Annotated in this window: 18 protein-coding genes and 1 pseudogene; 11 read left to right on the top strand and 8 right to left on the bottom strand. The window is 30.7% G+C overall.

What is annotated here, in order from left to right:
• Positions 1 to 3: 3 nt before the first annotated feature.
• The gene (locus DIS07_RS12370) at positions 4 to 1,353 is read right to left on the bottom strand and encodes a Na(+)-translocating NADH-quinone reductase subunit A (protein WP_109405566.1); all 1,350 of its coding nucleotides are present in this window, start codon (positions 1,351 to 1,353) and stop codon (positions 4 to 6) included.
• A 208-nt stretch (positions 1,354 to 1,561) separates the two neighbouring features.
• Between DIS07_RS12370 and DIS07_RS12365 the strand changes: the two genes are divergently transcribed.
• From DIS07_RS12365 to DIS07_RS12345, 6 genes and pseudogenes are all read left to right on the top strand, one after another.
• Positions 1,562 to 2,779, top strand: coding sequence for a type IX secretion system plug protein (locus DIS07_RS12365; RefSeq protein WP_109405565.1), 1,218 nt, complete (start codon positions 1,562 to 1,564; stop codon positions 2,777 to 2,779).
• A gap of 110 nt (positions 2,780 to 2,889) precedes the next feature.
• Positions 2,890 to 5,535, top strand: a complete 2,646-nt coding sequence (locus DIS07_RS12360) for a T9SS type A sorting domain-containing protein (protein WP_109405564.1) — start codon at positions 2,890 to 2,892, stop codon at positions 5,533 to 5,535.
• Positions 5,536 to 5,542: 7 nt separating this feature from the next.
• Positions 5,543 to 5,962 (top strand): hypothetical protein, encoded by a 420-nt coding sequence (locus DIS07_RS12355; RefSeq protein WP_146190733.1) that lies wholly within the window; start codon positions 5,543 to 5,545, stop codon positions 5,960 to 5,962.
• 102 nt (positions 5,963 to 6,064) lie between these two features.
• A complete protein-coding gene (gene apaG, locus DIS07_RS12350) occupies positions 6,065 to 6,451 on the top strand; it encodes a Co2+/Mg2+ efflux protein ApaG (RefSeq protein ID WP_109405562.1) in 387 nt (128 codons plus the stop codon).
• Positions 6,439 to 6,747, top strand: a pseudogene (locus tag DIS07_RS15250) (DUF3667 domain-containing protein); the annotation flags it as partial. The gene apaG and the pseudogene DIS07_RS15250, both read left to right, overlap by 13 nt.
• A 12-nt stretch (positions 6,748 to 6,759) precedes the next feature.
• A complete protein-coding gene (locus DIS07_RS12345; RefSeq protein ID WP_235869138.1) occupies positions 6,760 to 7,593 on the top strand; it encodes a hypothetical protein in 834 nt (277 codons plus the stop codon).
• On the opposite strand, the gene DIS07_RS12340 is transcribed toward DIS07_RS12345, so the two are convergent.
• The gene (locus DIS07_RS12340) at positions 7,588 to 8,271 is read right to left on the bottom strand and encodes an NRDE family protein (protein WP_109405561.1); all 684 of its coding nucleotides are present in this window, start codon (positions 8,269 to 8,271) and stop codon (positions 7,588 to 7,590) included. The two genes, DIS07_RS12345 and DIS07_RS12340, sit on opposite strands and share 6 nt — an antisense overlap.
• A gap of 156 nt (positions 8,272 to 8,427) precedes the next feature.
• Here DIS07_RS12340 and pruA point away from each other — a divergent pair, with 156 nt between their 5' ends.
• Complete coding sequence (gene pruA, locus DIS07_RS12335; protein ID WP_109405560.1) at positions 8,428 to 10,053, top strand: L-glutamate gamma-semialdehyde dehydrogenase; 1,626 nt, start codon at positions 8,428 to 8,430, stop codon at positions 10,051 to 10,053.
• Between the two features lie 60 nt (positions 10,054 to 10,113).
• On the opposite strand, the gene DIS07_RS12330 is transcribed toward pruA, so the two are convergent.
• A complete protein-coding gene (locus tag DIS07_RS12330; protein ID WP_109405559.1) occupies positions 10,114 to 13,425 on the bottom strand; it encodes a zinc-dependent metalloprotease in 3,312 nt (1,103 codons plus the stop codon).
• 73 nt (positions 13,426 to 13,498) lie between these two features.
• Between DIS07_RS12330 and lipB the strand changes: the two genes are divergently transcribed.
• Positions 13,499 to 14,209, top strand: coding sequence for a lipoyl(octanoyl) transferase LipB (gene lipB / locus DIS07_RS12325; RefSeq protein ID WP_109405587.1), 711 nt, complete (start codon positions 13,499 to 13,501; stop codon positions 14,207 to 14,209).
• On the opposite strand, the gene DIS07_RS12320 is transcribed toward lipB, so the two are convergent.
• A complete protein-coding gene (locus DIS07_RS12320; protein WP_109405558.1) occupies positions 14,193 to 15,245 on the bottom strand; it encodes a nucleoid-associated protein in 1,053 nt (350 codons plus the stop codon). The two genes, lipB and DIS07_RS12320, sit on opposite strands and share 17 nt — an antisense overlap.
• A gap of 179 nt (positions 15,246 to 15,424) precedes the next feature.
• Positions 15,425 to 16,024 carry a ribonuclease HII gene (locus tag DIS07_RS12315; RefSeq protein WP_109405557.1) on the bottom strand — a complete coding sequence of 200 codons (600 nt, stop codon included), beginning with the start codon at positions 16,022 to 16,024 and terminating at the stop codon, positions 15,425 to 15,427.
• A 155-nt stretch (positions 16,025 to 16,179) separates the two neighbouring features.
• On the opposite strand from DIS07_RS12315, the gene DIS07_RS12310 reads away from it, so the two are divergent.
• Both DIS07_RS12310 and DIS07_RS12305 read left to right on the top strand, forming a co-directional pair.
• Positions 16,180 to 18,066 carry a putative porin gene (locus DIS07_RS12310; RefSeq protein WP_235869137.1) on the top strand — a complete coding sequence of 629 codons (1,887 nt, stop codon included), beginning with the start codon at positions 16,180 to 16,182 and terminating at the stop codon, positions 18,064 to 18,066.
• A gap of 274 nt (positions 18,067 to 18,340) precedes the next feature.
• A complete protein-coding gene (locus tag DIS07_RS12305; RefSeq protein WP_235869136.1) occupies positions 18,341 to 18,565 on the top strand; it encodes a hypothetical protein in 225 nt (74 codons plus the stop codon).
• Here DIS07_RS12305 and DIS07_RS12300 read toward each other — a convergent pair whose 3' ends face one another.
• Both DIS07_RS12300 and nhaC read right to left on the bottom strand, forming a co-directional pair.
• Complete coding sequence (locus tag DIS07_RS12300; RefSeq protein WP_109405555.1) at positions 18,566 to 19,024, bottom strand: GNAT family N-acetyltransferase; 459 nt, start codon at positions 19,022 to 19,024, stop codon at positions 18,566 to 18,568.
• On the bottom strand, positions 19,024 to 20,493 hold the full coding sequence (gene nhaC, locus DIS07_RS12295) for a Na+/H+ antiporter NhaC (RefSeq protein WP_109405554.1): 1,470 nt from the start codon (positions 20,491 to 20,493) through the stop codon (positions 19,024 to 19,026). The genes DIS07_RS12300 and nhaC overlap by 1 nt, the downstream gene beginning before the upstream one ends.
• Positions 20,494 to 20,572: 79 nt before the next feature.
• On the opposite strand from nhaC, the gene DIS07_RS12290 reads away from it, so the two are divergent.
• On the top strand, positions 20,573 to 21,595 hold the full coding sequence (locus DIS07_RS12290) for a metal-dependent hydrolase (RefSeq protein ID WP_109405553.1): 1,023 nt from the start codon (positions 20,573 to 20,575) through the stop codon (positions 21,593 to 21,595).
• Positions 21,596 to 21,753: 158 nt separating this feature from the next.
• On the opposite strand, the gene DIS07_RS12285 is transcribed toward DIS07_RS12290, so the two are convergent.
• Complete coding sequence (locus DIS07_RS12285) at positions 21,754 to 22,953, bottom strand: aminotransferase class I/II-fold pyridoxal phosphate-dependent enzyme (RefSeq protein ID WP_109405552.1); 1,200 nt, start codon at positions 22,951 to 22,953, stop codon at positions 21,754 to 21,756.
• Positions 22,954 to 23,011: the final 58 nt, after the last annotated feature.

Genomic DNA, 23,011 nt, shown 5'->3' with positions numbered 1-23,011 from the left:
ATCTTATCCTAATTCTTCTCTCATTAAATCTAAACCTTCACGAATAATTTTCTGATGAGGTTGTTTAGATACACAAATAAATTCTGTTAGTGCAAAATCTTCTGGAGCTACTTCGTAACCTCCTAAAGCTTCCATTTCATCTAAATCTTTATACATAAATGCTTTTAACAATTGCATTGGATAAATATCTAATGGAAAAACATCTTCGTAAGAACCTGTAACTACAAATGCTCTATGCTCACCATTTGTATTAGTATTTAAGTCGTATTTTTTCTTTGGATTTAACCAAGAAAAAGTCATTGCTCTTGAAGTTGATATTTTATTAAAAACAGGCTTATTCCAACCAAAGAATTCATAGTCGTCTCCTTCTGGAATTGCTGTAATTTGATTATCATAATATCCTAAGAAACCATCCTCTTTAACTTGTTTTCCAGTTAACACATTACCGCTAATGATTCTTGTGTTATCGTCATTCAAGTTCTCTGAAGTTACATCTGCAATGGTTGCCCCTGCAATTGCAGTAACATATTGTGGTTTATTAATTTTAGAACCAGTTAAAGCTATTGTTCTTTCTAAGTTGAATTTTCCTGTTAAGAATAATTCACCAATAACCACCAAATCTTGCGGTGTTAGAACCCATACCACTTCACCTTTATTAATAGGATCAATATTGGCTATCTGAGTCCCAACGTTTCCTGAAGGATGTGGCCCCGAAACTTTATGAATTTCTACTCCTGATATATTTGCTAATGGAGAATTTCCGTTTTTACCAACAGAAATATGAACCTTACCTTCTGTTAATTTAGAAATTGCTGTAATTGCAGCTTGTAGTTCTGCATCTTTACCGGCTAAAGTATATTCTAAATCTGCAGCCAAAGGTGCACTAGCATAGCCAGAAACAAAAATTGCTTTTGGTGTTTGATTTGGATTTGCTACAACATCGTAAGGGCGTTGTTTAATAAAAGGCCAACATCCAGAAGTAAACAAGTGGTTTTTCACTTCTTCTCCAGACATTTTAGCGGCATCTTTTTTACCAAAATCAGCGTAAATTTGTGTTGTATCTGCTGCAATTTTCACTGCTAACACTTTTCTTCTTGCTCCACGAATAACCTCAACTACTTTACCAGACACAGGACTTGGAAATAAAATGCGTTCGTCACTTTTTGAATAAAAAAGTGATTCTCCTGCTTTTACTGTAGCTCCTTCTTTAGCTGTAAGTTTCGGTGTAATTCCATGGAAGTCTTCTGGCTTAACCGCATAAACACTACTTAATGAAATATTAGTAGTTGTTTTTTCTGCTTCGCCAACAAGCTTAATATCTAAGCCTTTTTTAATACGAATGTCTTTTGACATAGTAAATTGGAATTGTTAGTTATCTAAAAAAATCACGCAAAAATACAGCTTTTAACGTTTATTCTAAATATAAAACTTATTATATGTTCGTTAAAATTTATTATTTATAATTATTCTAAATAATAGGTTTAATAAATAAATGTTTAAGCCATAAATATTTGGCTTACATTTTGATAAAGTATGTGAAATGAAATAGTATTTTTGTGAAATGATAAAAAGATTCTTTCTTCTATTTTTTGTTTTTGTGGGTTTTATATCATTTTCACAGAACATTAAATCAATTCAACTAAGACCTTTACAAGAAAATAATTTTTCTACAATAGTTCCTTTAGGTACTGTTTTAGAATTGTCTTTTGATGATTTAGATGCAGATAGCAAAGACTATCAATATAAAATAGAACATATGACTCACGATTGGAAATCTAGCAGATTATCTTCAAGTCAATATATAGATGGTTTTGACCAGAATACAATTATAAATGTTACCAATTCATTTAATACTTTTCAAAACTATACACATTATTCAGTTAAAATTCCGAATGTAAATACAGTCATTACAAAAAGCGGAAACTATCTTTTGTCTGTTTTAAATTATGATGATGAAGTTATTTTTACTAGACGTTTTGTTTTATATGAAAATGCTGCAACTATTGGCGTATCTGTAATTAGAAGTAGAAATGCAAAAACGATTAAGACTCAACAAACCGTTCAATTTTCTGTAAATCACCCTAATTTAAGGATCAACAACCCACAACAAGAAATAAATGTTGTGGTTTTAAAGAATAACAATTGGAATGAAAAAATTACAGATTTGCAACCTAATTTTTTTAAACCTAATCAATTATTATATACATATACAAACAAGACTAATTTTTGGGGAGGTAATGAATATTTAAACTTCGACACCAAAATCATTAGAAATAATAGTTTAAATGTAGTAAAAGTTATCAAAAAAGATATTTTTCATCATTATTTATATCCTTTTACTTACAATCCTTACAGGGAATATAAGTTTAACCCAGATATTAATGGTCAGTTTATCATAAGAACCATCGAAGCATCTAACTCAAATACAGAGGCTGATTATGCAATAATGCATTTTTCTCTTTTATCTGATAAACCTTTTAGAAATAAAGAAGCTTATGTCTATGGAGCTTTTAATGATTTCTCAATATCTGAAGAGAATAAGATGATTTATAATAATGATGAAAAAGCCTATAAAGCTAGCATCCTTCTTAAACAGGGGTTTTACAATTATACTTATGCAACAGTAAATTCGAACGGAAAAGTTAATACAAATGAAATAAATGGTTCATTTTTTGAAACCGAAAACGAATATTTAGTCATCGTTTACTACAAACCTTTTGGTAGTTTTTATGAGAGAGTTATTGGTGTAGGTTCTGGTTATTTTAACCAAAATAAATAACTTAACACTCATATAATTAATAAATTATATACACATTCTCTATTCCTAAAGTTAATTTTTTAAAAAAAAATAGCTATTTTGCTATGAACTTTTTTAAAAACACCTAACCTATGAAAACTATTACTCCCCCAAAAAGAAACCAAAAGAAATTTCTTTTTTTTGTATTCTTATTACTCACTTTTTTTTCAGTAAGTATTTTTTCTCAAAGAATCGAGAAATATAATTTTAAATCAGCTGCAAAAAAAGAAAAAGCAAATTATTTTAAAATTATTGCAAAAAAGAAAGAAGAATTCAAAACTTACGATTTAAACAACATCAATGATTTAAAAGAATACAAACATTTCAATAGATGGGCAGAATACTGGCGTCTTAGAGTAAAACCAGATGGTTCTTTTACAGATGAAAATTTAGCATTTTATAATGCTGGAATTTTAGATTCAAATGGAAAAATTGTAAGAATTGAAAAGAAATCAAACATTAACAATCAACCCACTTGGTCTAATATTGGCGCACAAGACTTGCCTGATGCTAATGGATATTCCAACTATCCACAAATGGGAAGATTAAATGCTTTTTTACGAATTGCACATCCTTCAGACGCAACAAAAGACGTTCTTTTTGTTGGAGCTCCAAATGGTGGAATATGGAAATCCACAGATGGTGGAGCAACTTGGTCTGCCAAATTAGATAATGTTGCTGGTATCGGAGTAACCGACATAAAAACTGCTAGCACAACTAATTTTAACAACTACACAACCAAACCAATTTACATTTCTACTGGTGATTACGATGCTGAACATGTAAAGTCTATTGGTGTATTAAAATCTACAGACGGTGGAGAAACTTTTTCATCAACTAATTTAACCTTTGCCTTAAACCAAAACAAACTTACTGGAGATTTAGTTGTGGTCGATGATAATACAGTTTTTGTAGGTACTACTACTGGAATTAGTAAAACCTCAGACGGTGGTGCTAATTGGACTGAAGCTTTTACAGGACAATTTACTAATGTAAGCTATGGTAGAATGGCTATTTCTGGCACAAAAATAATGTATTCTGGATTTTGGGATATTGCGTTTACAAATGATTACACAAATGATAATAATTGGAAAATTACGCAAGGTGCTTCAGGTAATTTCAATAAAACTGCAGTAACTGTTGGGGAAGATGGACTCTTCTATATTCAAGACATGAGTGGACAAATAAAAAAATATGATGAAAATAATAATAGTTTTTCTAACGTTGGAACAATTCCTGCAGAATATAATTCTCAGCAAGGTTATAATCAAGCGCTTATTGTAAAAAACAATATGATGATTTCCGGAGAATTTAACGGAACACATTCAACAGACAATGGTAATTCTTGGTATAGATCTTTAAATGGATATTGGGACGATAATAGTAGCGACGGTAATTATATTCACTCAGATCATCATAAATTAGGTAGTTTAGATGGCAATTTAAAATTTTGGAGCGTTAACGATGGAGGTTTAAACTATATGACTTACACATCTAATTCAGACCAAAAACCAACAATTGAATATAAATCAGCTAAGACCATAGTTACTCAACATTATTCCGTTGCTATTAACCCAAATGTTAACGGAGATAGCTATATGGTTGGTAATCAAGATAATGATGGTTTTTCTAAAATAGATGGTGTTTGGTATGCTTTAGCATTAGGAGATGGAATTGAAACTGCTATTAATTACAACAATCCAAATGTTAGGTATGGAACAAATCAGTCTGGAGTTATTATTAAATCTGACAACGGTTTTAAAGGTGAAAGAAATGGAGATTATTGGACACAACTTAGCGGAGTAGCTTTTAATCATTACATGGAATTAGATAGAACCAATCCTTCTATTTTATATGTAAACGCAGGAAAAGGTACAGATGATGATGGAAATCCATTACCGACTGGATTTTATAAAGTTGTTGATGATGGAACTCAATTAACAGAAACCAACATGGATTCTGGAACAAAAACTTACAAATTTAACACTCATGCTAATTTAGTCCTAGCTATTTCAGACAACAATGTAATTCGAAAAATACCTACAGATGGCTCTACCCCTTCTTCTATCAACGGAGCAGCAAATATCGGCAACAATGTTACTATAGAATCTATTGATTTTAGCGCTTCAAACAGTAACTTGATTTATGTTACATCCCAAGGATACAATAAAGGTAATAAAGTATTCAAATCAACAGATGGCGGTATTAACTTTACAAATATTTCCGGAAACTTACCAGATGTTATCATCAATAAAATTTTATACAAACAAGCCGCCAGCTCTACCACTCTTTTTGTAGCAACTAATATTGGCGTTTATTACACTATTGATGATGGTCAAAATTGGACAAAATTAGGAGCCGGTTTACCTAATGTAGATGTTAAAGATATTGAAATCAATTACACAGCAGATAAACTAGTAGCTGCTACATTTGGAAGAGGATTGTGGGCTGTAGATATTTCATCTAACGCATTAAACATTCATGATCTTAAAAACGTCTTTATTGCTTTAAATATTTATCCTAACCCGGTAACTAATAATATTTTAAAGATTACAACCAAAGAAAATTTAAACAACTTGCGTTTTGAGATTTACAACATTGTTGGAGGAATTGTAAAAAAGGGAAAACTTAATTCTACAAAAGAAATAAATACTTCTAGTTTAGTGAATAATGTATATTTAATCAGAGTTTTTAATGACAAATACAGTGCTACTAAGAAATTTTTATTATCAAAATAACCCATTTATGAAACATTTAAAACTTTTTTCTCTTCTCATTAGTATGTTTTTATTTTTCGGATGCTCAGAATATATATCTATTATAGAAGCTAATAAAACATTGAATATTTCTGGACTTTCAAAAGGTAAGAATCATTTAGCCTATTATATCACTATAAAGGTTAAAAAGGATATAACTTTTAAAAGCATCACACTTAATGGAACCGAGATAAAAGAAAGTTTATATCTAAAAGATTTAAGTACAGGATTAAGTTCAACAAAAATAAATGAAATTTTATCAAAAGGTAATTATCTATTTGGTTTTAGAAAATTTGACTTAACCGATTCTAATAAAAAAGAAACCATTATGTTAAGCTATAAAATCGATGGCAAGCTATTCAATCAAAAAAAAGAAGTAGTGTTAAAAAAACCGAAAACTAATAAATAGTTTTAGTTAAAAATTAAAAACCACAATACTTAAATATTGTGGTTTTTTTTGTTTTAAAAAAAAGTTTGTCAATAAAAAACAAAAAAGCTACATTTACTAAGTATGTTTCAGCAAATAACAAAAGGCATAAAAATTTCGGTAAAAACCAAAGCTAATGGCACAAGCTACAGAAATAATAGGTTGTACTATGTATTTAGCTATTATATCACTATAGAAAACAAGTCTTCAGACACGGTAAAACTAACAGACCGTTTTTGGAAAATTTTTGATTCACTAAATCAAACTGAAATTGTAAGTGGTGAGGGAGTTGTTGGACAAACACCTGTTTTAAAACCAAACGACACATACACTTACAGTTCTGGCTGTTTTTTAGAATCAAATATCGGTGCAATGAAAGGGTTTTACACCATGATAAACATGCAAACTTTCGAACAATTTAAAGTAATTATTCCCACTTTTCAACTTTCAACTAAAACATTATTAAACTAATAAAATCTAAAAAGAAAAAAGTAGTCGTATATAAAGACCCAGAATGTCTAAATTGCGGGCACCCTTTCTCTGGTAAAGAAAATTTTTGCCCAGATTGTGGACAGGCTAACAAAGGAAATAAAATTACATTCAAGAGTTTCATTTATGAAATATTTAATGGATTATTTAATTTCGAAGCAAAATTCTGGAATACTCTTATTCCGCTTTTAATAAAACCTGGAGTAGTTTCTAGAAACTTTATTGAAGGAAAAAGACAGCGATATTCTAATCCTTTTCGATTTTATTTAACTGTCTCAATTATTTTCTTCTTGTTAATTGGTTTACACCAATCTATTCAAAAAATTGAAGCATTAACAAAAGAAACAAAAAATGAAACTGCTGTTTCTGTAAAAAAAGATTCTATTCAGCAAAAAAAGAAAAAACTCACCAAAGCAGAATTAGACACCATTATCAATAATGTAGACAAACAAATGGATGGTTTTGTAATTCCTACACCTAAAAAAGCTAAAGAAAAAGTCATACAAAAGATTAAAGAAAAAGCAAAAGACACTATTAAAACCAAAAAAAACAATGATAATTTTACATTTCAATTTGGTGACGATTCTAGATTAGATAAATTTGTAAAATACGTACAAGTAAATCCAGACACAAAAATTGATCCTGCCTTAGATTCATTAAAGTATGAAAAAAACTTTACCAATCGTTTTTTATTTACAAGAGCTAAGGCCATATACTCTTTTGCTAAAAGCGAAGAAACAAGAGAAGAAAAATTAAACCAACTATTATCTTATGGTTCGGTAGCTTTATTTATACTGCTGCCAATTTTTACAATTTTTCTAAAGTTTTTTTACATCCGAAGAAAATACACCTATGTAGATCATCTTGTATTTGTTTTCCATATACAAACTGTTTTCTTTATGTTGTTTTCGATATACTTTTTATTTTTAATTTTTAAATTTAAACCAGGTGTATGGGTCTTTTTTACTTTATTTCTGTTATACTTATTTATTGCATTAAAAAAGTTTTACCAACAAGGGTATTTCAAAACGTTTTTTAAATTTATACTACTTAATATAAGTTATGGTTTTGTAGCCACAATTGGCGCTGGCTTAATTGTATCTTTAGCCCTTATGATTTTATAATTCCTTTAAAAAATCTATATATTCAAGACTAATTTTATCTGTTTTTTGTATAGACGTAACACTTACGGTTTCTACAAAACTGCGTTTCATTTTAGGTGACATTTCTGTACTTCCTAAACTTTCATTCTGATGAAATTCTAAAATATCTTTTTGTTGATATTTTTTATGATTCTGCAACCAATTCGAAAACCAAATTTTTCTATCATTTTTCATATCATCAGTATATAAGGTAGAAGAAGACCAAATTTTTGGTTCTTGTTTTAGTTTCGAAAAATATTTTTGACTTCCATCCCAAATCAATTCAAAAGTTTCTAAACCACTATTCCAATCTACCATAATTAAAGTAAAAGGTTCTATTCCATCAAAATCAAAACTATTAATAAACAATATTCCATCATCTGAAGATAAAATATTTTTTACAATAATACCTCTACTCATCTTATAAGGTAATTTTCTTTGATGATTTACAAAACCTCCGTTTAATAAACAAACCAAACGTTTTTTTTCACTAAAACCAATCCAAGTTCCTCCAGCAATCTCATCTTTTGGATAAGTTAACTCCACTCCATTTTCTATGTACTTCTTGGGTTCGATAGTTTTTCTTAAAGGAGTTTCATCCCTATTAGAAGTTAAAATAAAATCATTTTTCCCTAAAGGCAGGTAAGTTACTGTACACATGGCAATAGCATCTTATTTATGATAAACTTTGTAATTTGTTAATTTTATTGAATTTACTGCAACAAAAGACATTAAATATCCTTTAAATTTATTGAAACAAAAATTGTAACTTTGTAATTCTCAAAATTAGTCGATTAAATCTAAAAAACATACAATATGACAAGAGGATTTTTTAATGTTCCGAAAGCAGTTAATGAACCTGTAAAGGGATACACTCCTGGTTCTCCCGAAAGAGAAGAATTATTAGCTACTTACAAAACAATGTTTAATAGCAATATTGATGTACCAATGCACATTAATGGAGAAGAAATTAGAACTGGTAACACCAGAAATATTACTCCTCCTCACGACCATCAACATATTGTTGGCCAATATCATATTGCAGAAAAAAAACATATAGATAAAGCCATAACTACCGCTTTAGCCGCAAGAGAAGCATGGTCTTCTGTTTCTTGGATGGAACGTGCTTCTATTTTTTTAAAAGCTGCAGAATTATTAGCTGGACCTTACAGAGCGAAAATGAACGCAGCGACAATGATTGCACAATCTAAGAATGTACATCAAGCTGAAATAGATGCAGCTTGTGAAATGATTGATTTTTTTAGATTTAATGTGCAATACATGACTGATATTTTTAAAGATCAACCAGCATCTGCACCAGGAATTTGGAATAGAGTTGAGTACAGACCCTTAGAAGGGTTTGTTTATGCAATTTCTCCTTTTAACTTTACGTCTATTGCTGCTAATTTACCAGCTTCAGCAGCATTAATGGGTAATGTTGTTGTTTGGAAACCTTCTGATCATCAAGCCTATTCTGCTCAAGTAATTGTAGATTTATTTAAAGAAGCTGGTTTACCAGATGGGGTTATTAATGTTGTTTATGGTGACCCTGTAATGATTACAGATACAGTTTTAAGTTCTCCTGATTTCTCAGGATTACACTTTACTGGTTCTACTTTTGTTTTTAAAGAATTATGGAAACAAATAGGTAATAATATTCATACCTATAAAACCTATCCAAGAATTGTAGGAGAAACTGGAGGTAAGGATTTTATTTGGGCACACAATTCCGCAAACCCTTTACAAGTTGCGACTGCTATTACTAGAGGTGCTTTTGAATACCAAGGTCAAAAATGTTCTGCTGCTTCTAGAGCTTATATTCCTGTTTCAATTTGGACTGATGTTCGAAAACATCTAGAAGTTCAAACATCTGAATTAAAAATGGGATCTCCAGAAGATCCCAGTAATTTTGTAAATGCGGTTATTCATGAAGGCTCTTTTGATAAAATCTCAAAATATATTGATGCTGCAAAAGCAGATTCTGATGCAGAAGTTATTATAGGTGGAAATCATGATAAATCTAAAGGATATTTTATTGAACCCACTGTAATTTTAGCAAAATCTGCTACATATGCAACCATGACAACTGAGTTGTTTGGGCCAGTAATTACAATTTACATTTACGAAGATGCAGAATGGGAATCTTCATTAAAATTAGTGGATGAATCTACAGAATATGCTTTAACTGGTGCTATTTTCTCAACTGACAGGTATATCGTGGAGCAAGCATCTAAAGCTTTAGAAAATGCAGCAGGAAACTTTTATATTAATGATAAACCTACAGGAGCAGTTGTTGGTCAACAACCTTTTGGAGGCGCAAGATCATCTGGAACTAACGACAAGGCAGGTTCTGCTCAAAATTTATTACGTTGGACATCAGTAAGGTTAATTAAAGAAACTTTTGTAAGTCCTCAAGATTACAAATATCCTTTTTTAGGATAAAAAAATCTTAAAAAAAAGCCTCAATATCAACTATTGAGGCTTTTTTAATAGTAAAACTCATTAATCAATAATTAGTTTTCTTGTAGTCTGTTTATTTCCATTAATAACTTTTAACAAATACAATCCGCTAGAAGCTTTTTGAAAGAAAATTTTCTTTGAAAAATTAGTTACAGTATTTACATAGTTTTTCTCATCTATCAACCTTCCTCTTACATCAAATAATTGAACAGAAACTTTATCAGTATTTATGACTTTTAGATTTAAAGTAAACTCTCCTTTTGTTGGGTTCGGAAATAAATTAAACCCCTGAAAAACAACATCTTCTATAGAAGCAGTATTATCAACAATTATCGAGTAATCTTCTGTCTCTCCCCACTCTGTCAAGTGATCTGCATCACAAGGCCCGTCGCCAAAATTATCAGTTGGGTCATCATATTCAACAACTACTCTCATTCTCGTTCTTCCGAATGCAGCATCATTAGGCACATTAATTGAAAATGTTATTGTACTTTCATCTGTTGTACTTGTATTTCCATCTTTATCAAATCTAGAACCCAAATCGTAACGTTCTTCATCTTTATCAAAGATGTAATCTTGATTCCAATCAATAAAAACATAGCAATGATCTTGATACCCTCCTGTATTAAAAGTTACACTAACTTGATGTGCATCTCCTCTTTTTACATTAGTAGTTATCGAAGAAAAGTCTTGATATCCATCAACAGTATCATTTCCTGAATCATTATTGATTGTATTAAAAGTAACATTTGTAATATGTTCTGAACCACCTGCTTCATCTGTAAAAGTTGACACACAATATGATGGGGTTAAAGTTTTATAACTAAAAACATTAGAAAAAGTACCTTCTCCACAACTGTTCTTAGGTTTTACTCTCCAATAATAAGTAGTGTTGCCAGATAGCCCAGAAGCTTTATAAGAATTTGTCGTAACATTAGTACTAATTAAAATAGTAGAAAAACCACTATCTGAAGCTACTTGAATATCATAAGAAGAAGCATTAGAGTCAGCTTCCCAATTAAATTCTGTACTTAAATTTACATTTTGAGCTCCATTAACAGGTGCAGTAAGTTTAACTTGGGTAAATGTACTGGATGTTAAATTAAACCCTAAATTAATACTTCGACTCAAACTATTTGCACTAGCCAAAACATTTATAATGTAGGCTTGAGGAGATTGCCCATTAAAATTAGAAACTTCCATCGTTACGTTTCCATCACTACTTATTGTGCTAGGATTAAAAGTTACATTAACCCCATTAGGATGACCTGTTGCAGATAATGTTACGGTTTCTGAAAAACCATTAATAAAATCAAAATTTAGGCTATAAGTTGCTTTTTCATTACCTGTATTACATGCATATTGAGTTCCACTATTTTCCACTAGTAAAAATGTAGGTTCAGAAGAATTTATAGTAATGTTTACAGTATTAACATTATAAAAAATGTTATCTGCCGCTTCTACCATAATTCTAACTTGAGTGGAAGGGGTATTAGGTATTAAAACATTTTCTGATCCATCATTTGGGGTGTTTGCTTTTAATGTAATTGGAAAAGTCATTCCACCATCGGTAGACATCTTAATATTTACATTGTTACAATTAATAGGCGCTGTATCGGTTGTTCCTTTATTCCAAGAAATAGTTTGAGAAGTTCCTACATCCCAAGAAACAGGAATATTAGGTGCAGTAACAGTAAATGGATTTGCATCAACAACCGTTACTTTCATATCATCTCTTGCTACAGATCCTCCTCCCACATGATTATCTCTTACTAAGAAAGAAAAATTCATATCTCTTGCTATAGAAGGAACCACCTCCCAAGTAGATGATGTACTTCCTCCAATTACCGTATTTAATGCAGGCATATATCTGTTAGGCGTTGTTTGAGAGGCAAACGATCTAAACATTGGTCCTCCAATACTAGTTTCTAATGGCGGCATAGTAGCAATTTGAGTATCTATTTGTTCCCAATTATAGGTTAGTCCAGAAGTTCCATCTGCATCCGTTGCTGAACCTCTTAATATAAATGGTGTAGATTTTGGGATTGAATAATCTAAACCAGCATTAGCCGTTGGAGCGCTATTACCAGTATTTGTTGTTGTATAACATGTAGCTGATGTTTGAATAAAGTTAAGCATTTCAGTAACACTTATGGAATGAAAATGATCATCACTACCACTTTGAACGTTAGGGTTACAGATACCTGCATACCCCATAATTGTAGAACCACTTCCAGGTTCTACTGCCGTACTTGACTCTCTATTATCTCCACACGAATTATTAAATGTATGATTTGCACCAAATTGATGCCCTAGTTCGTGTATTACAAAATCGATATCATAAGCATCACCTATTGGTGATGTTCTTCCGGTAACCCCTTGAGCTTTACTGGATGAACTACATGCTGATCTAAATACAGCAATACCTGCATTATCTCCAGTGCTAAAAACATGCCCTAAATCATAACTTCCGTTACCTACCTTACTATCAATCACCGACTGAATTTCATTAATCAAAACACCTTCATTTGAATTGGTAAGGTTATCTGTATTCGGGTCTAAAAAAATGAGCTGATCATTATTATCAATAATTTTTAAATTTACTGATAAGTCTTTTTCAAAAACCCCATTAACTCTAGTTATAGAGGTGTTCATTGCTGATAGTACTGCTGCTTTTTTTACTTCTGAAGTTGCAGTATTTGGTACATTTTGTCGAGTTAAATGAAATTGAGCATACTCTCCTGTACAGGCCAAAGCTAAACGAAAAGTTCTTAAAACCCCGTTGTTTGAAGTCCTTGAAAACAAAGAACTTTGAACTCTATTTTCTTCAGATTGTTCAACCCTACAAGCAAACTGTTTGTTTTCTGGGCTCAAATCTTTTCTTGAATAAGAAATATATTTTTTTCTATCTTTCGAATAAGGGTCAACATATAAAGTTTCTTTTCCTGGAGAAAAAACAACTGCATGAAAGCCATCTGTTCCAATACTTATTTTAGCTATAGAAGTAGGATTGTCCACTCCATAAGCCGTATAAGATTTAATCATAGGAAATTTTCTTGATAACTCTGATGATAAATTAGATGTTTCTACTATTTGATATCTAGAAAAACCCCCTTCTGAATTGGGAAGCAACAATAAAGGTTTCTTTGCGCTTTTTATCTTTTTAGAAAAAATATTTGAGTCAAAAGATAACAAATCAAATTGTTTAGGGAAATTTTGCTTTTCTAAAATTTCATTTTCATTAAGATGGTACACTTCCTTATTGACTTTTTTCCAAACTTCTTGTGCCAATAAAGCACCATTATTGAGTATCGAAATTGCAATAACAAAAAGAAAGTATAATCTAATTTTCATAGGTCTTAGTATTAAAATCGAACAATTTGAATCTTTCAAATATAAGGAAATATTTATCTTTGCAATTGGAATTATGAATAGAAACATTTTACTAGAGGACTTATCTGCAAAAGATTATAAAGAAACTTGGGATTATCAAACGAATTTACTTCAAGAAATAGTTGATGTAAAGATTAATAATCGAAGAAATAATCTGAAAAACTTAACAAAAAATCATTTTTTGTTTGTCGAACATCCACATGTTTACACTTTAGGTAAAAGTGGAGATATGAGTAATTTGTTATTAAACGAAGAACAATTATCTGAAAAAGGAGCAACTTTTTACAAAATAAATCGTGGTGGAGACATTACTTATCACGGTCCTGGGCAAATTGTAGGTTATCCTATTTTAGATTTAGAAAATTTTTTTACAGATATTCATAAATACCTTAGACTTTTAGAAGAAACGATTATTCTAACTATTGCTGAATATGGAATAAAAGGAACTAGAAGCGAAGGAGAAACAGGAGTTTGGCTAGATGTTGGCACTCCATTTGCTCGCAAAATTTGCGCTATGGGAATTCGTTCTTCACGTTGGGTAACCATGCATGGTTTTGCACTGAACACCAATGTGAATTTAGGTTATTTTGACAATATTATTCCTTGCGGAATAAAAGGGAAAGCAGTCACTTCTATGGAAGCTGAACTTAATCAAAAAGTAGATTTAGACGAAGTGAAAGGTAAAATTTTAAAGCATTTTAAAACTTTATTTGAAGTAGAAGAATTTATTATTTCTCCTCATTAAAATACACTTTGTAGTACTTCATTTTCTTTTCTTCATCATATCCTCTTTCTAAATATTCTGAAGCCGCTTCTGGTGCATCTACATCTAACTTAATATTGATGTTGGTATCTAACTTAATCTCTGTTTTTAACTTACTTTTTTCTTTTTTTAAAACAACTCCAGAAACATCAAAATTATTTCTGATTAAAACATCGTTTAAGGTTTCGAAATGTTTTTTATAGTCGTCAAACAATTCTTTATGCTTGTCTTCTTCAAAAACTTCATCTTTAAAATTATGATAGTCTAAAGCTTCGTGTTCTTTAAAATAATCTACCGTATTTGCTAAGAAATTACCTTGTTCGTGCATTCCTAATTCTGGTTTAATTACTTCTTCGGAAAATTCTTTACACAACTCTAAATAATTCTGAGTGTGTGAATTATAATCGTCTGCTAATTTTACCGATAAGAAATTTTTAATCCAATATTGTGCATCGTAATTGTTATTATCTACAGAAAAAACAACTGTTCCTTCTGTATCTGATGTATTTAAAATTAAACAACCTTTGTCTATCTTTTTTGTGGAGATTCCTTTTTGAACCACAACATCCCAACTTTCATTGTCGTCTAAATAGGTCTGAAAAAAATCGACTTTATTTTCTATTTTAAAAACACCGATTCCTTCTGTTAATACATCTTTATACTCCAAACCTTCTATAAAAACAACAATAACATCTCCTGTTTTTATTTGTGCCGAATTGGATTGTTCGTACAAATGATTGACAATGTTTTTAGAATATTCTATAAATGTATTTTCTTCCTTAAAAACTTCTGAAGCATAATTATTTAGTTCGTTTAAACGCACATCTGCATGATGTGTAAAACGATAACTTTGTGTTAAACTTCCAAATGGCTTTAACAAAAAACTTTTCATTAAATCATAGCTTTCTTGGTCGAAACGAATTAAATCTTCAGAAAAAACATTGTGTCCGCTATTGAATTTATTCGCAACTTTATGAAGGATACATTTGGTAATTTCTGCTCTTGTTTTTTTAATCATCATTTGAAAAATTTGGAAGGTAAAAATAGTAGAAGTTTTTTAATTTTATTGAAATAAATTAGTGAGATTCTAAAAGTTTATGAACAGGTTTAGCCCTGATTGAATGGCGTGTTTGAGCTCTTTTTTGAGGAACGAAAAAAAAGCGAGTAATGAAAGCAGGAAATAGCTTCTAAAAAAAGCTACAATGCTAACTTTAATTGTTCTGGCAGTAATTTAAAGGATTTTCTATGATAATCTGTAGCCCCAAACTCACGAATTGCATCTCTGTGTTCTTTGGTTGGATATCCTTTGTTTTTTTGCCAATTATACATTGGAAATTCTTGATGAATTTTGGTCATATATTCATCTCTATAGGTTTTTGCCAACACGGATGCTGCAGCAATACTCAGGTATTTTGCATCGCCCTTTACAATGGTTTCGTGAGGAATTTCTTTATAATTTCTAAATTTATTACCATCTACAATGATAAATTCTGGTTGGATTTTCAGAATCTCTATAGAACGATGCATTCCTGTAATTGAAGCCTGTAAAACATTGATTTTATCTACCTCTTCTTGCCACACAAAAGAAACTCCAAAAGCAATCGCGTTTTCTTCTATAAAAGGTCTTAACTCATCTCTTCTTTTTTCTGATAATTGTTTAGAATCATTTAAAAAAGGATGCGAAAAATCTTTTGGCAAAATTACAGCTGCTGCCACAACTGGACCCGACAAACAGCCTCTACCTGCTTCATCTGTGCCTGCTTCTAAAGAAAATCCGCTATGATTTGATTTTAACATACTACAAATTAACAGATTTCATCATAATTATTAACGATTATTTTCGTTTAATTATTTTACATTTGCCTTTGCAGATTTGTAACATGAATAAACGTTTAATATTCACTTTCTTATTTTTTATTTTTTCTTTGAGTATTACATATTCTCAGAGAATATTGCAATCGACAAATGGAAATTCTTTTCAAGATATTGGAAATGATACCATAAGAAACTCAGAAGCTATCAATGTTAAACTCTCAGGAAAAACAAAATACACAGATTACAAAGTATTTAGTCATAAAAGAGATACAACATACATAGACACTACATTATCTATAAAGAAAGAATATAAATTTAATTTTTTAAGGAGGGATAACTTTGAATTACTGTCTTTTCACAACCAAGGGCAAACTTTTAATAATTTAGGATACACTTTTGAAGACCTCTCTTTTTTTCCGGATATCGGTTTTAAAGCAAAGCAAGTAAGTTATTTAGGCATTGAAGATATTAAATATTACGAAGTACCCACTCCGACTACAGAAATATTATACAGAACAGGATTAGAACAAGGACAAGTTTTAGATGCCCTATTTACTTTAAATTTTTCGAAAAGATTAAATGTATCTTTATCTTACAAAGGAATTCGTTCTTTAGGTGCCTACAGAAGATCTTTAGTAAGTAACGGAAATTTTAGAGGAACTTTTACTTATAGAACCAAAGAAAATCAATACGAAATTCGAGGGCATTTAACAACACAAGATTTCTTTCATCAAGAAAGTGGTGGTTTAGATGCCAACTCTTTAAATAATTTTATTATTGATGATGAAAACTTTCAAAATCGTGGACGTTTAGATGTTAACCTTACAGACGCTGAAAATCAATTTGATGGAAATCGAATATACATAGAACATAGTTACAAACTAATATCAAGTAAAGATTCTATCAACAAAAAAGATTTTTCAAATTTAAAAATTGGTCATGTTTTAACTAACGAAAGTAAATCTTATAGTTTTACACAACCTAGTTCTTCAGCAATTTTTGGAACAACTAGTGACGCTAAAGCTAGAAATAATACTGCAAAAAGCATAATTACCAATAACGAGTTTAATTTAGAATTTAACTCTAAATATGTTTTAGGAAAATTTAAAGCAAAAACAGTATTAACATCTTACACTTATGGTTATGACTCTATTTTAAATAGTAGTAGCAAAATTAACAAAACACAACTTAAAGGGAATGCAATTTCTATCGGAGCAGATTGGAATGCAAAAATTAAAAATTTTCAATTAAATGCAACTAGTCTTTTAACACCTGGAAATAGTAGGTTGTCTGGAAGCTTCATTAAAGGAGAAGCTGTCTATAAAAAAGATAGTGTCTTTAGTATAAAAGGAAGCTTGGTACTCAGTTCTAAATCTCCAAATTTTAATACACTTTTACATCAAAGCAAATTCGATGATTACAATTGGCAAAATGATGTTTTTAGTAATGTAAACACTAGAGATTTAGGCTTTGATTTACAATCCAAATGGCTAAATGGCTCTTTAAACCTTACCAATATAGACAACTACACCTACTTTGACGAAAACAATACGCCTCAACAATTTGCAAATCAAATAGTATATCTAAAAGCAAGAGTAAATAAAGAGTTCAAATACTGGAAACTAGCCTTGGACAATACTTTAATGTATCAAAATGTGAGTAGCGGAAGTTCTGTTTTTCGAGTTCCTGAACTAGTTACTAGAAACACTTTCTACTACACCGATTATTGGTTTAAAGGAAAGCCAATGTTAGTAAACATTGGTACTACGTTTAAGTATTTTACAAAATATAAGGTAAATGCTTACAATCCTTTATTATCTGAATTCACACTTCAAAACACCCAAGAAATTGGATTTCCAACTATTGATGTCTTTTTTAATGCACAAGTAAGAAGAACACGCTTATATTTTAAAATTGACAATGTAACTTCTAGCTTTTCAAAGAAAAATTATTTTTCTTCGCCAAATTATCCATACAGAGATTTTACCATTCGTTTTGGATTGGTTTGGAATTGGTTTATATAGTTTATGGATTTAAGATATCTATCATTCGTTTTTATTATGTTATGGGCAATTTTCATTATATATTTTACCTCGTGGAAAAAATTTTTAAGTTTAATCCTTTTTAATATATCAATAAGTGTTGTTTATTTTTCAATAATATTATTAATTAAAAACTTATTTTTAAGTGACAATAAATATGATTTTTATTTTGTCTTTGGATTGATAACATGCTTAAGTTTACACCTGATTATTTTATTTACCCTTTCAACCTTTGGAGTTTTTAAGAATAAAAAATATGAAAAATAACTGGAAACTTTTTTTAGTAGCAAGCCTAACTTTAGGGTTGGCACCTTTTAATCCTCCGCATATTCTAGGTAAAATTCAATGGGTTTTGGGTGGAAATGCTTTTTCAGGAGAAAATGCGATGCAAACACAAGATTGGTTTGATGTTGTATTGCACGGAACTCCTTGGCTATTATTAATTATCTCTTTATTTCTAAATTTTTTCAAGAAGAAATAATTACATATTCTCAAGAATTTCAAACTCCATTTCTGGTAAAAAACGACCAGGGATTGAACTCTCTCTTTCTGCAACAACTTTAAAACCATGTTTTGCATAAAAGTTCTTTGCATTAGGGTCTGATAAGACATTTAAGATTGTAGAACTTCCTTCAATACAATATTCAATGGCATGATTTAGTAATGCTGAACCAATTCCTAGTTTTATAAATTTTGGTGATATAAATAAAAACTCTAAAAAACTTGTTCTAATATTCACTCTATTTAAAATATAGAATCCTGCAATTTCTTCATCAATCACATATTTATGTATGTTCCATTCTTCGATCATTTTAGGAGTAACCGTTAAATCTTCTCGCCAACTTGCAATCAATTCATCAGAATATCCCCAAAAGGCCTTGGATTGTAAAGCTATCTCTGTAAGTTTTTTTACATCAGAAATATCTGCAGAAACAATCATTATTTTTTAACCAATTGTCTAATTTTAATATTTAACGCAGCAAATAACAAGGTTGTAAACGGACTTAAATAGTTAAAAATAGCATATATAAAATAGTCAGCTACAGAAACTCCTAAAACTCCTGACTGATAAGCTCCACAAGTATTCCATGGTATTAGAACAGAGGTTACTGTCCCTGAATCTTCTAAAGTTCTACTTAAATTTTCTGGCGCTAAACCTCTATCTTCATAAGCTTTTTTAAACATTTTCCCAGGAATTACCAATGCCAAATATTGGTCTGAAGCAATCACATTTAATCCCAAACAACTTATTACAGTACTTGCAAACAACCCGAATATTGATGTTGCTACCGCTAATAAACTTTTAGTGATTTTAGCTAATGCACCAATTGCATCCATTACACCACCAAAAACCATGGCACAAATAATTAAAAAGATAGTCCATAACATTCCGTTCATTCCTCCTGATGCAAATAATTCAGTTAACTTTTCATTATCCGTTTGAATTTGAGTATCCGTTAATACAGAATTTATAACAGTTCCTATTTTAGAATCTGACAAACTTGCTAAAACATCACTTTGAAAAATAAACGCAAATACTCCTGCCAAAACAACTCCAACACCTAAAGCTATTAAGGGTTTGGTTTTCTTTAAAATCATTGCAATCACCACTAATGGAACTACAAACAACCAAGGAGTAATGTTAAACGTATTATCAATAGAAACTAATAAACTACTTACATCTGCGCTACCTGTAGTATCTATTGTTCCACTTAAAATGGCAAACACAATTAAAGTTACTAAAATGGTGGGTACAGTTGTAAATGCCATATATTTTATGTGCGTAAATAAATCTGTTCCTGCCATTGCTGGTGCTAAGTTTGTTGTATCTGATAGTGGAGACATTTTATCTCCAAAATACGCTCCAGAAATTACTGCTCCTGCTATCATTCCTGTTGGGATTCCTAGTGCACTTCCAATACCAACTAAAGCAATTCCTACTGTTGCAGAAGTTGTCCAAGAACTTCCAGTTGCAATCGAAATGATGGCTGCTATAATAACTGATGCTGGTAAAAATATTTCTGGACTCAAAACTTGTAATCCATAATAAACCATTGCTGGGATAATTCCGCTCACCAACCAAGTACCTGCTAAAGCACCCACTAAAAAAAGAATCATAATAGGCACAAAAACACTTTTCCAGTTTTCCCAAACCTCAGCAATCATTGTTTTTAGAGATACTTTATTAAAAAAACCAACAGCACCAGCCACAACACCACCCAACAATAAGGTATATTGATTGGTATAGGCTCCAAACCACTCTTGCCCTTCAACGAAAAAGATATTGTAAGCTAATAATCCCATCAAAATAACAACCGGAATTAAAGATTCCAAAAGGTTTAGTTCTTTATTATCGATAATTTTTTGATTCTCAATATCTATTTCTGAAAGATTTTTTTGGTCTTGCATTCCTTTAATTTTTGTCTTGTAATGTTACGATTTTACAAGATGTTATGCAAATTGATTCTGTTAACTTACATTTGCCATAATGGATTCATTAACTCAAATTGTTTTGGGTGCTGCTTGTGGTGAGATTGCACTTGGTAAAAAAATTGGAAACAAAGCTTTATTGTTTGGTGCTATTGGAGGAACCATACCAGATTTAGATGTTTTTATTGGAAGATGGTTGTACAGCAATGAAATTGAAGCTATGGCTTTTCATCGTGGATTTATGCACTCCTTTCTATTTGCTATTCTAGGTTCTTTTCTCTTTGGATGGATTACTCATAAAATTTATAATTGGGGAAAAAGAAAAGATTCAACTACAGTAAAAGATTGGATTTGGCTCTTCTTTTTATCCATTTTTACGCATCCACTTTTAGATTGTTTTACGCCTTATGGCACACAACTTTTTGCACCATTTTGGGATTACAGAGTGGCTTTTAACAACATTTCTGTTGCTGATCCTTTATATACAGTTCCTTTTTTATTGTGTTTAATTGTCATGATGTTTTTCAAAAGAACAAGAACGCGAAGAACTTGGTGGTTAAAAGCAGGAATTTATATAAGTTCTGCATATATGATTTTTACGATTATCAATAAATTCTATATCGATAGCGTTTTTAAAGAATCCTTTAAAAAAGCAAACATTTCTTATCAACGTTTTTCTGCACAACCAACTATTTTGAACAATATTTTATGGTATGCAGTAGCAGAAACTAAAACCCAATATCACTTGGCGTTTTATTCTTTGCTTGATAAAAGTGCCACTTCAGAGAAGGTTATTACTGTTGATAAAAATCATGATTTGATTGATATGTCTGACAAAAATTTAAAAACTTTAGCTTGGTTTAGCAATCACTATTACAATCTTTCTAAAAAGGAAAAAGTGGGTACTTATAAGTATGTAGATTTACGCTACCCAATGTTAAATCCTGAAGACCCAAGTACATCCGTTTTTAATTTTACAATCTTTTTTGAAAATGGAAAATGGGATATTTTGCCTTTTGATGGAAGTCCACCAAACAAAGAAGATTTTAGCAAATTTGTTGAGCGAATTAAGGGAATTTAGTTAAATATGTCATTTCGACCTTATGGAGAAATCTAAAAATAGATTTTTAGACTTCATTTCATTTCGCTCAAAATGACAAACCTCCAACTTCAATTTTCATCCTTCAACCTTCATTCTTCTTACTTCCCACTTCAAACTTCATTATTCAAACTTCAACACTACAATACTCCAACCTCAATCATACATTTTTTCATCATTTGGTAGGTTCTTTCAATGTTATTATCCAAACCAATAGAAAAACGAATTAACCCATCACTTAAACCCATTTCTTTTTGTTCATCTTCTGGAATTTCTGATGAAGTAGAGCTTCCTGGAGCAGAAAATAATGTTTTATAAAACCCTAAACTTACTGCCAAATAACCTAAATTATTGTGCTGCATTAATTCCATTAATTCATTGGCTTTTTCTAAAGAACCAACATCAATAGTTAGCATTCCACCAAAACCATATTCTTTGTTCATCATACTTTTAAAAAGTTTGTGAGATGGATGAGATGCTAATCCTGGATAAACCGTTTTTAATCCCTCTTTTTCAAATTTATCTGCTAAATAAGCTGCATTAAAACTATGTTGTTTCATTCTAATATGTAAGGTTCTCATATTTTTTAAAACGGATGCAGCTCTTAAACTATCCATTGTAGAACCTAGCAACATACTAGCTCCATCATTAACATTTCGTAAATCATTGATGAATTCTTGAGTTCCGCAAACTACGCCACCAACACTATCTGAAGAACCATTGATGAACTTGGTTAAACTATGACAAACCACGTTCGCACCTAGTTTTGCAGGAGAAATTGACAATGGCGAAAAGGTATTATCTACAACTAACTTTAGCTTGTATTTTTTTGCTAAAGCTGATAAACCTTGAATATCTGCCACTTCCAAAAGCGGATTACTCACAGATTCGCAATACAGAACTTTGGTGTTTTTTGTGATGGCTTTTTCTACAACAGCTAATTTTGTAATGTCTACAAAACTGGTTTCTATACCAAACTTTGGAGTAAAATTCTTTAAAAATGCATACGTTCCTCCATAAATAGTTCTACTAGAAACGATATGATCTCCAGCTCTACACAATTGCACTAAAACTGGAGTAATTGCACCCATTCCAGAAGCTGTAACATTGGCGGTTTGTGTACCCTCCATAGCCGCTAATGCTTCACCTAAATATAAATTTGAAGGTGATGAATGACGAGAATACAAATAACAACCATCTGCATTTCCTTCGAAAGTATCGAACATGGTTTTTGCTGATAAGAATGTATAAGTTGATGAATCTGATATAGATGGATTTACACCTCCAAATTCTCCAAAATATTGTAAATCTTGAATACTCTCTGCTGGATTGAATTTCATAATTTTAGATTTTTATTATACAAATTGACGACTATTTAGAAATAATATCAATATAAAC

The organism is Polaribacter aquimarinus, from assembly GCF_003129485.1.
GTDB classification, from domain to species: Bacteria; Bacteroidota; Bacteroidia; order Flavobacteriales; family Flavobacteriaceae; genus Polaribacter; species Polaribacter aquimarinus.
Note: the sequence above shows the minus strand (reverse complement) of the source record. Positions and strands in the feature narration are given on the sequence as shown.

Bases quoted from the DNA above. Each gene is read 5' to 3' on its own strand.
- DIS07_RS12370 (WP_109405566.1), bottom strand. From the start codon at position 1,353: ATGTCAAAAGACATTCGTATTAAAAAAGGCTTAGATATTAAGCTTGTT.
- DIS07_RS12365 (WP_109405565.1), top strand. From the start codon at position 1,562: ATGATAAAAAGATTCTTTCTTCTATTTTTTGTTTTTGTGGGTTTTATA.
- DIS07_RS12360 (WP_109405564.1), top strand. From the start codon at position 2,890: ATGAAAACTATTACTCCCCCAAAAAGAAACCAAAAGAAATTTCTTTTT.
- DIS07_RS12355 (WP_146190733.1), top strand. From the start codon at position 5,543: ATGAAACATTTAAAACTTTTTTCTCTTCTCATTAGTATGTTTTTATTT.
- apaG (WP_109405562.1), top strand. From the start codon at position 6,065: ATGTTTCAGCAAATAACAAAAGGCATAAAAATTTCGGTAAAAACCAAA.
- DIS07_RS12340 (WP_109405561.1), bottom strand. From the start codon at position 8,271: ATGTGTACAGTAACTTACCTGCCTTTAGGGAAAAATGATTTTATTTTA.
- pruA (WP_109405560.1), top strand. From the start codon at position 8,428: ATGACAAGAGGATTTTTTAATGTTCCGAAAGCAGTTAATGAACCTGTA.
- DIS07_RS12330 (WP_109405559.1), bottom strand. From the start codon at position 13,425: ATGAAAATTAGATTATACTTTCTTTTTGTTATTGCAATTTCGATACTC.
- lipB (WP_109405587.1), top strand. From the start codon at position 13,499: ATGAATAGAAACATTTTACTAGAGGACTTATCTGCAAAAGATTATAAA.
- DIS07_RS12320 (WP_109405558.1), bottom strand. From the start codon at position 15,245: ATGATTAAAAAAACAAGAGCAGAAATTACCAAATGTATCCTTCATAAA.
- DIS07_RS12315 (WP_109405557.1), bottom strand. From the start codon at position 16,024: ATGTTAAAATCAAATCATAGCGGATTTTCTTTAGAAGCAGGCACAGAT.
- DIS07_RS12305 (WP_235869136.1), top strand. From the start codon at position 18,341: ATGAAAAATAACTGGAAACTTTTTTTAGTAGCAAGCCTAACTTTAGGG.
- DIS07_RS12300 (WP_109405555.1), bottom strand. From the start codon at position 19,024: ATGATTGTTTCTGCAGATATTTCTGATGTAAAAAAACTTACAGAGATA.
- nhaC (WP_109405554.1), bottom strand. From the start codon at position 20,493: ATGCAAGACCAAAAAAATCTTTCAGAAATAGATATTGAGAATCAAAAA.
- DIS07_RS12290 (WP_109405553.1), top strand. From the start codon at position 20,573: ATGGATTCATTAACTCAAATTGTTTTGGGTGCTGCTTGTGGTGAGATT.
- DIS07_RS12285 (WP_109405552.1), bottom strand. From the start codon at position 22,953: ATGAAATTCAATCCAGCAGAGAGTATTCAAGATTTACAATATTTTGGA.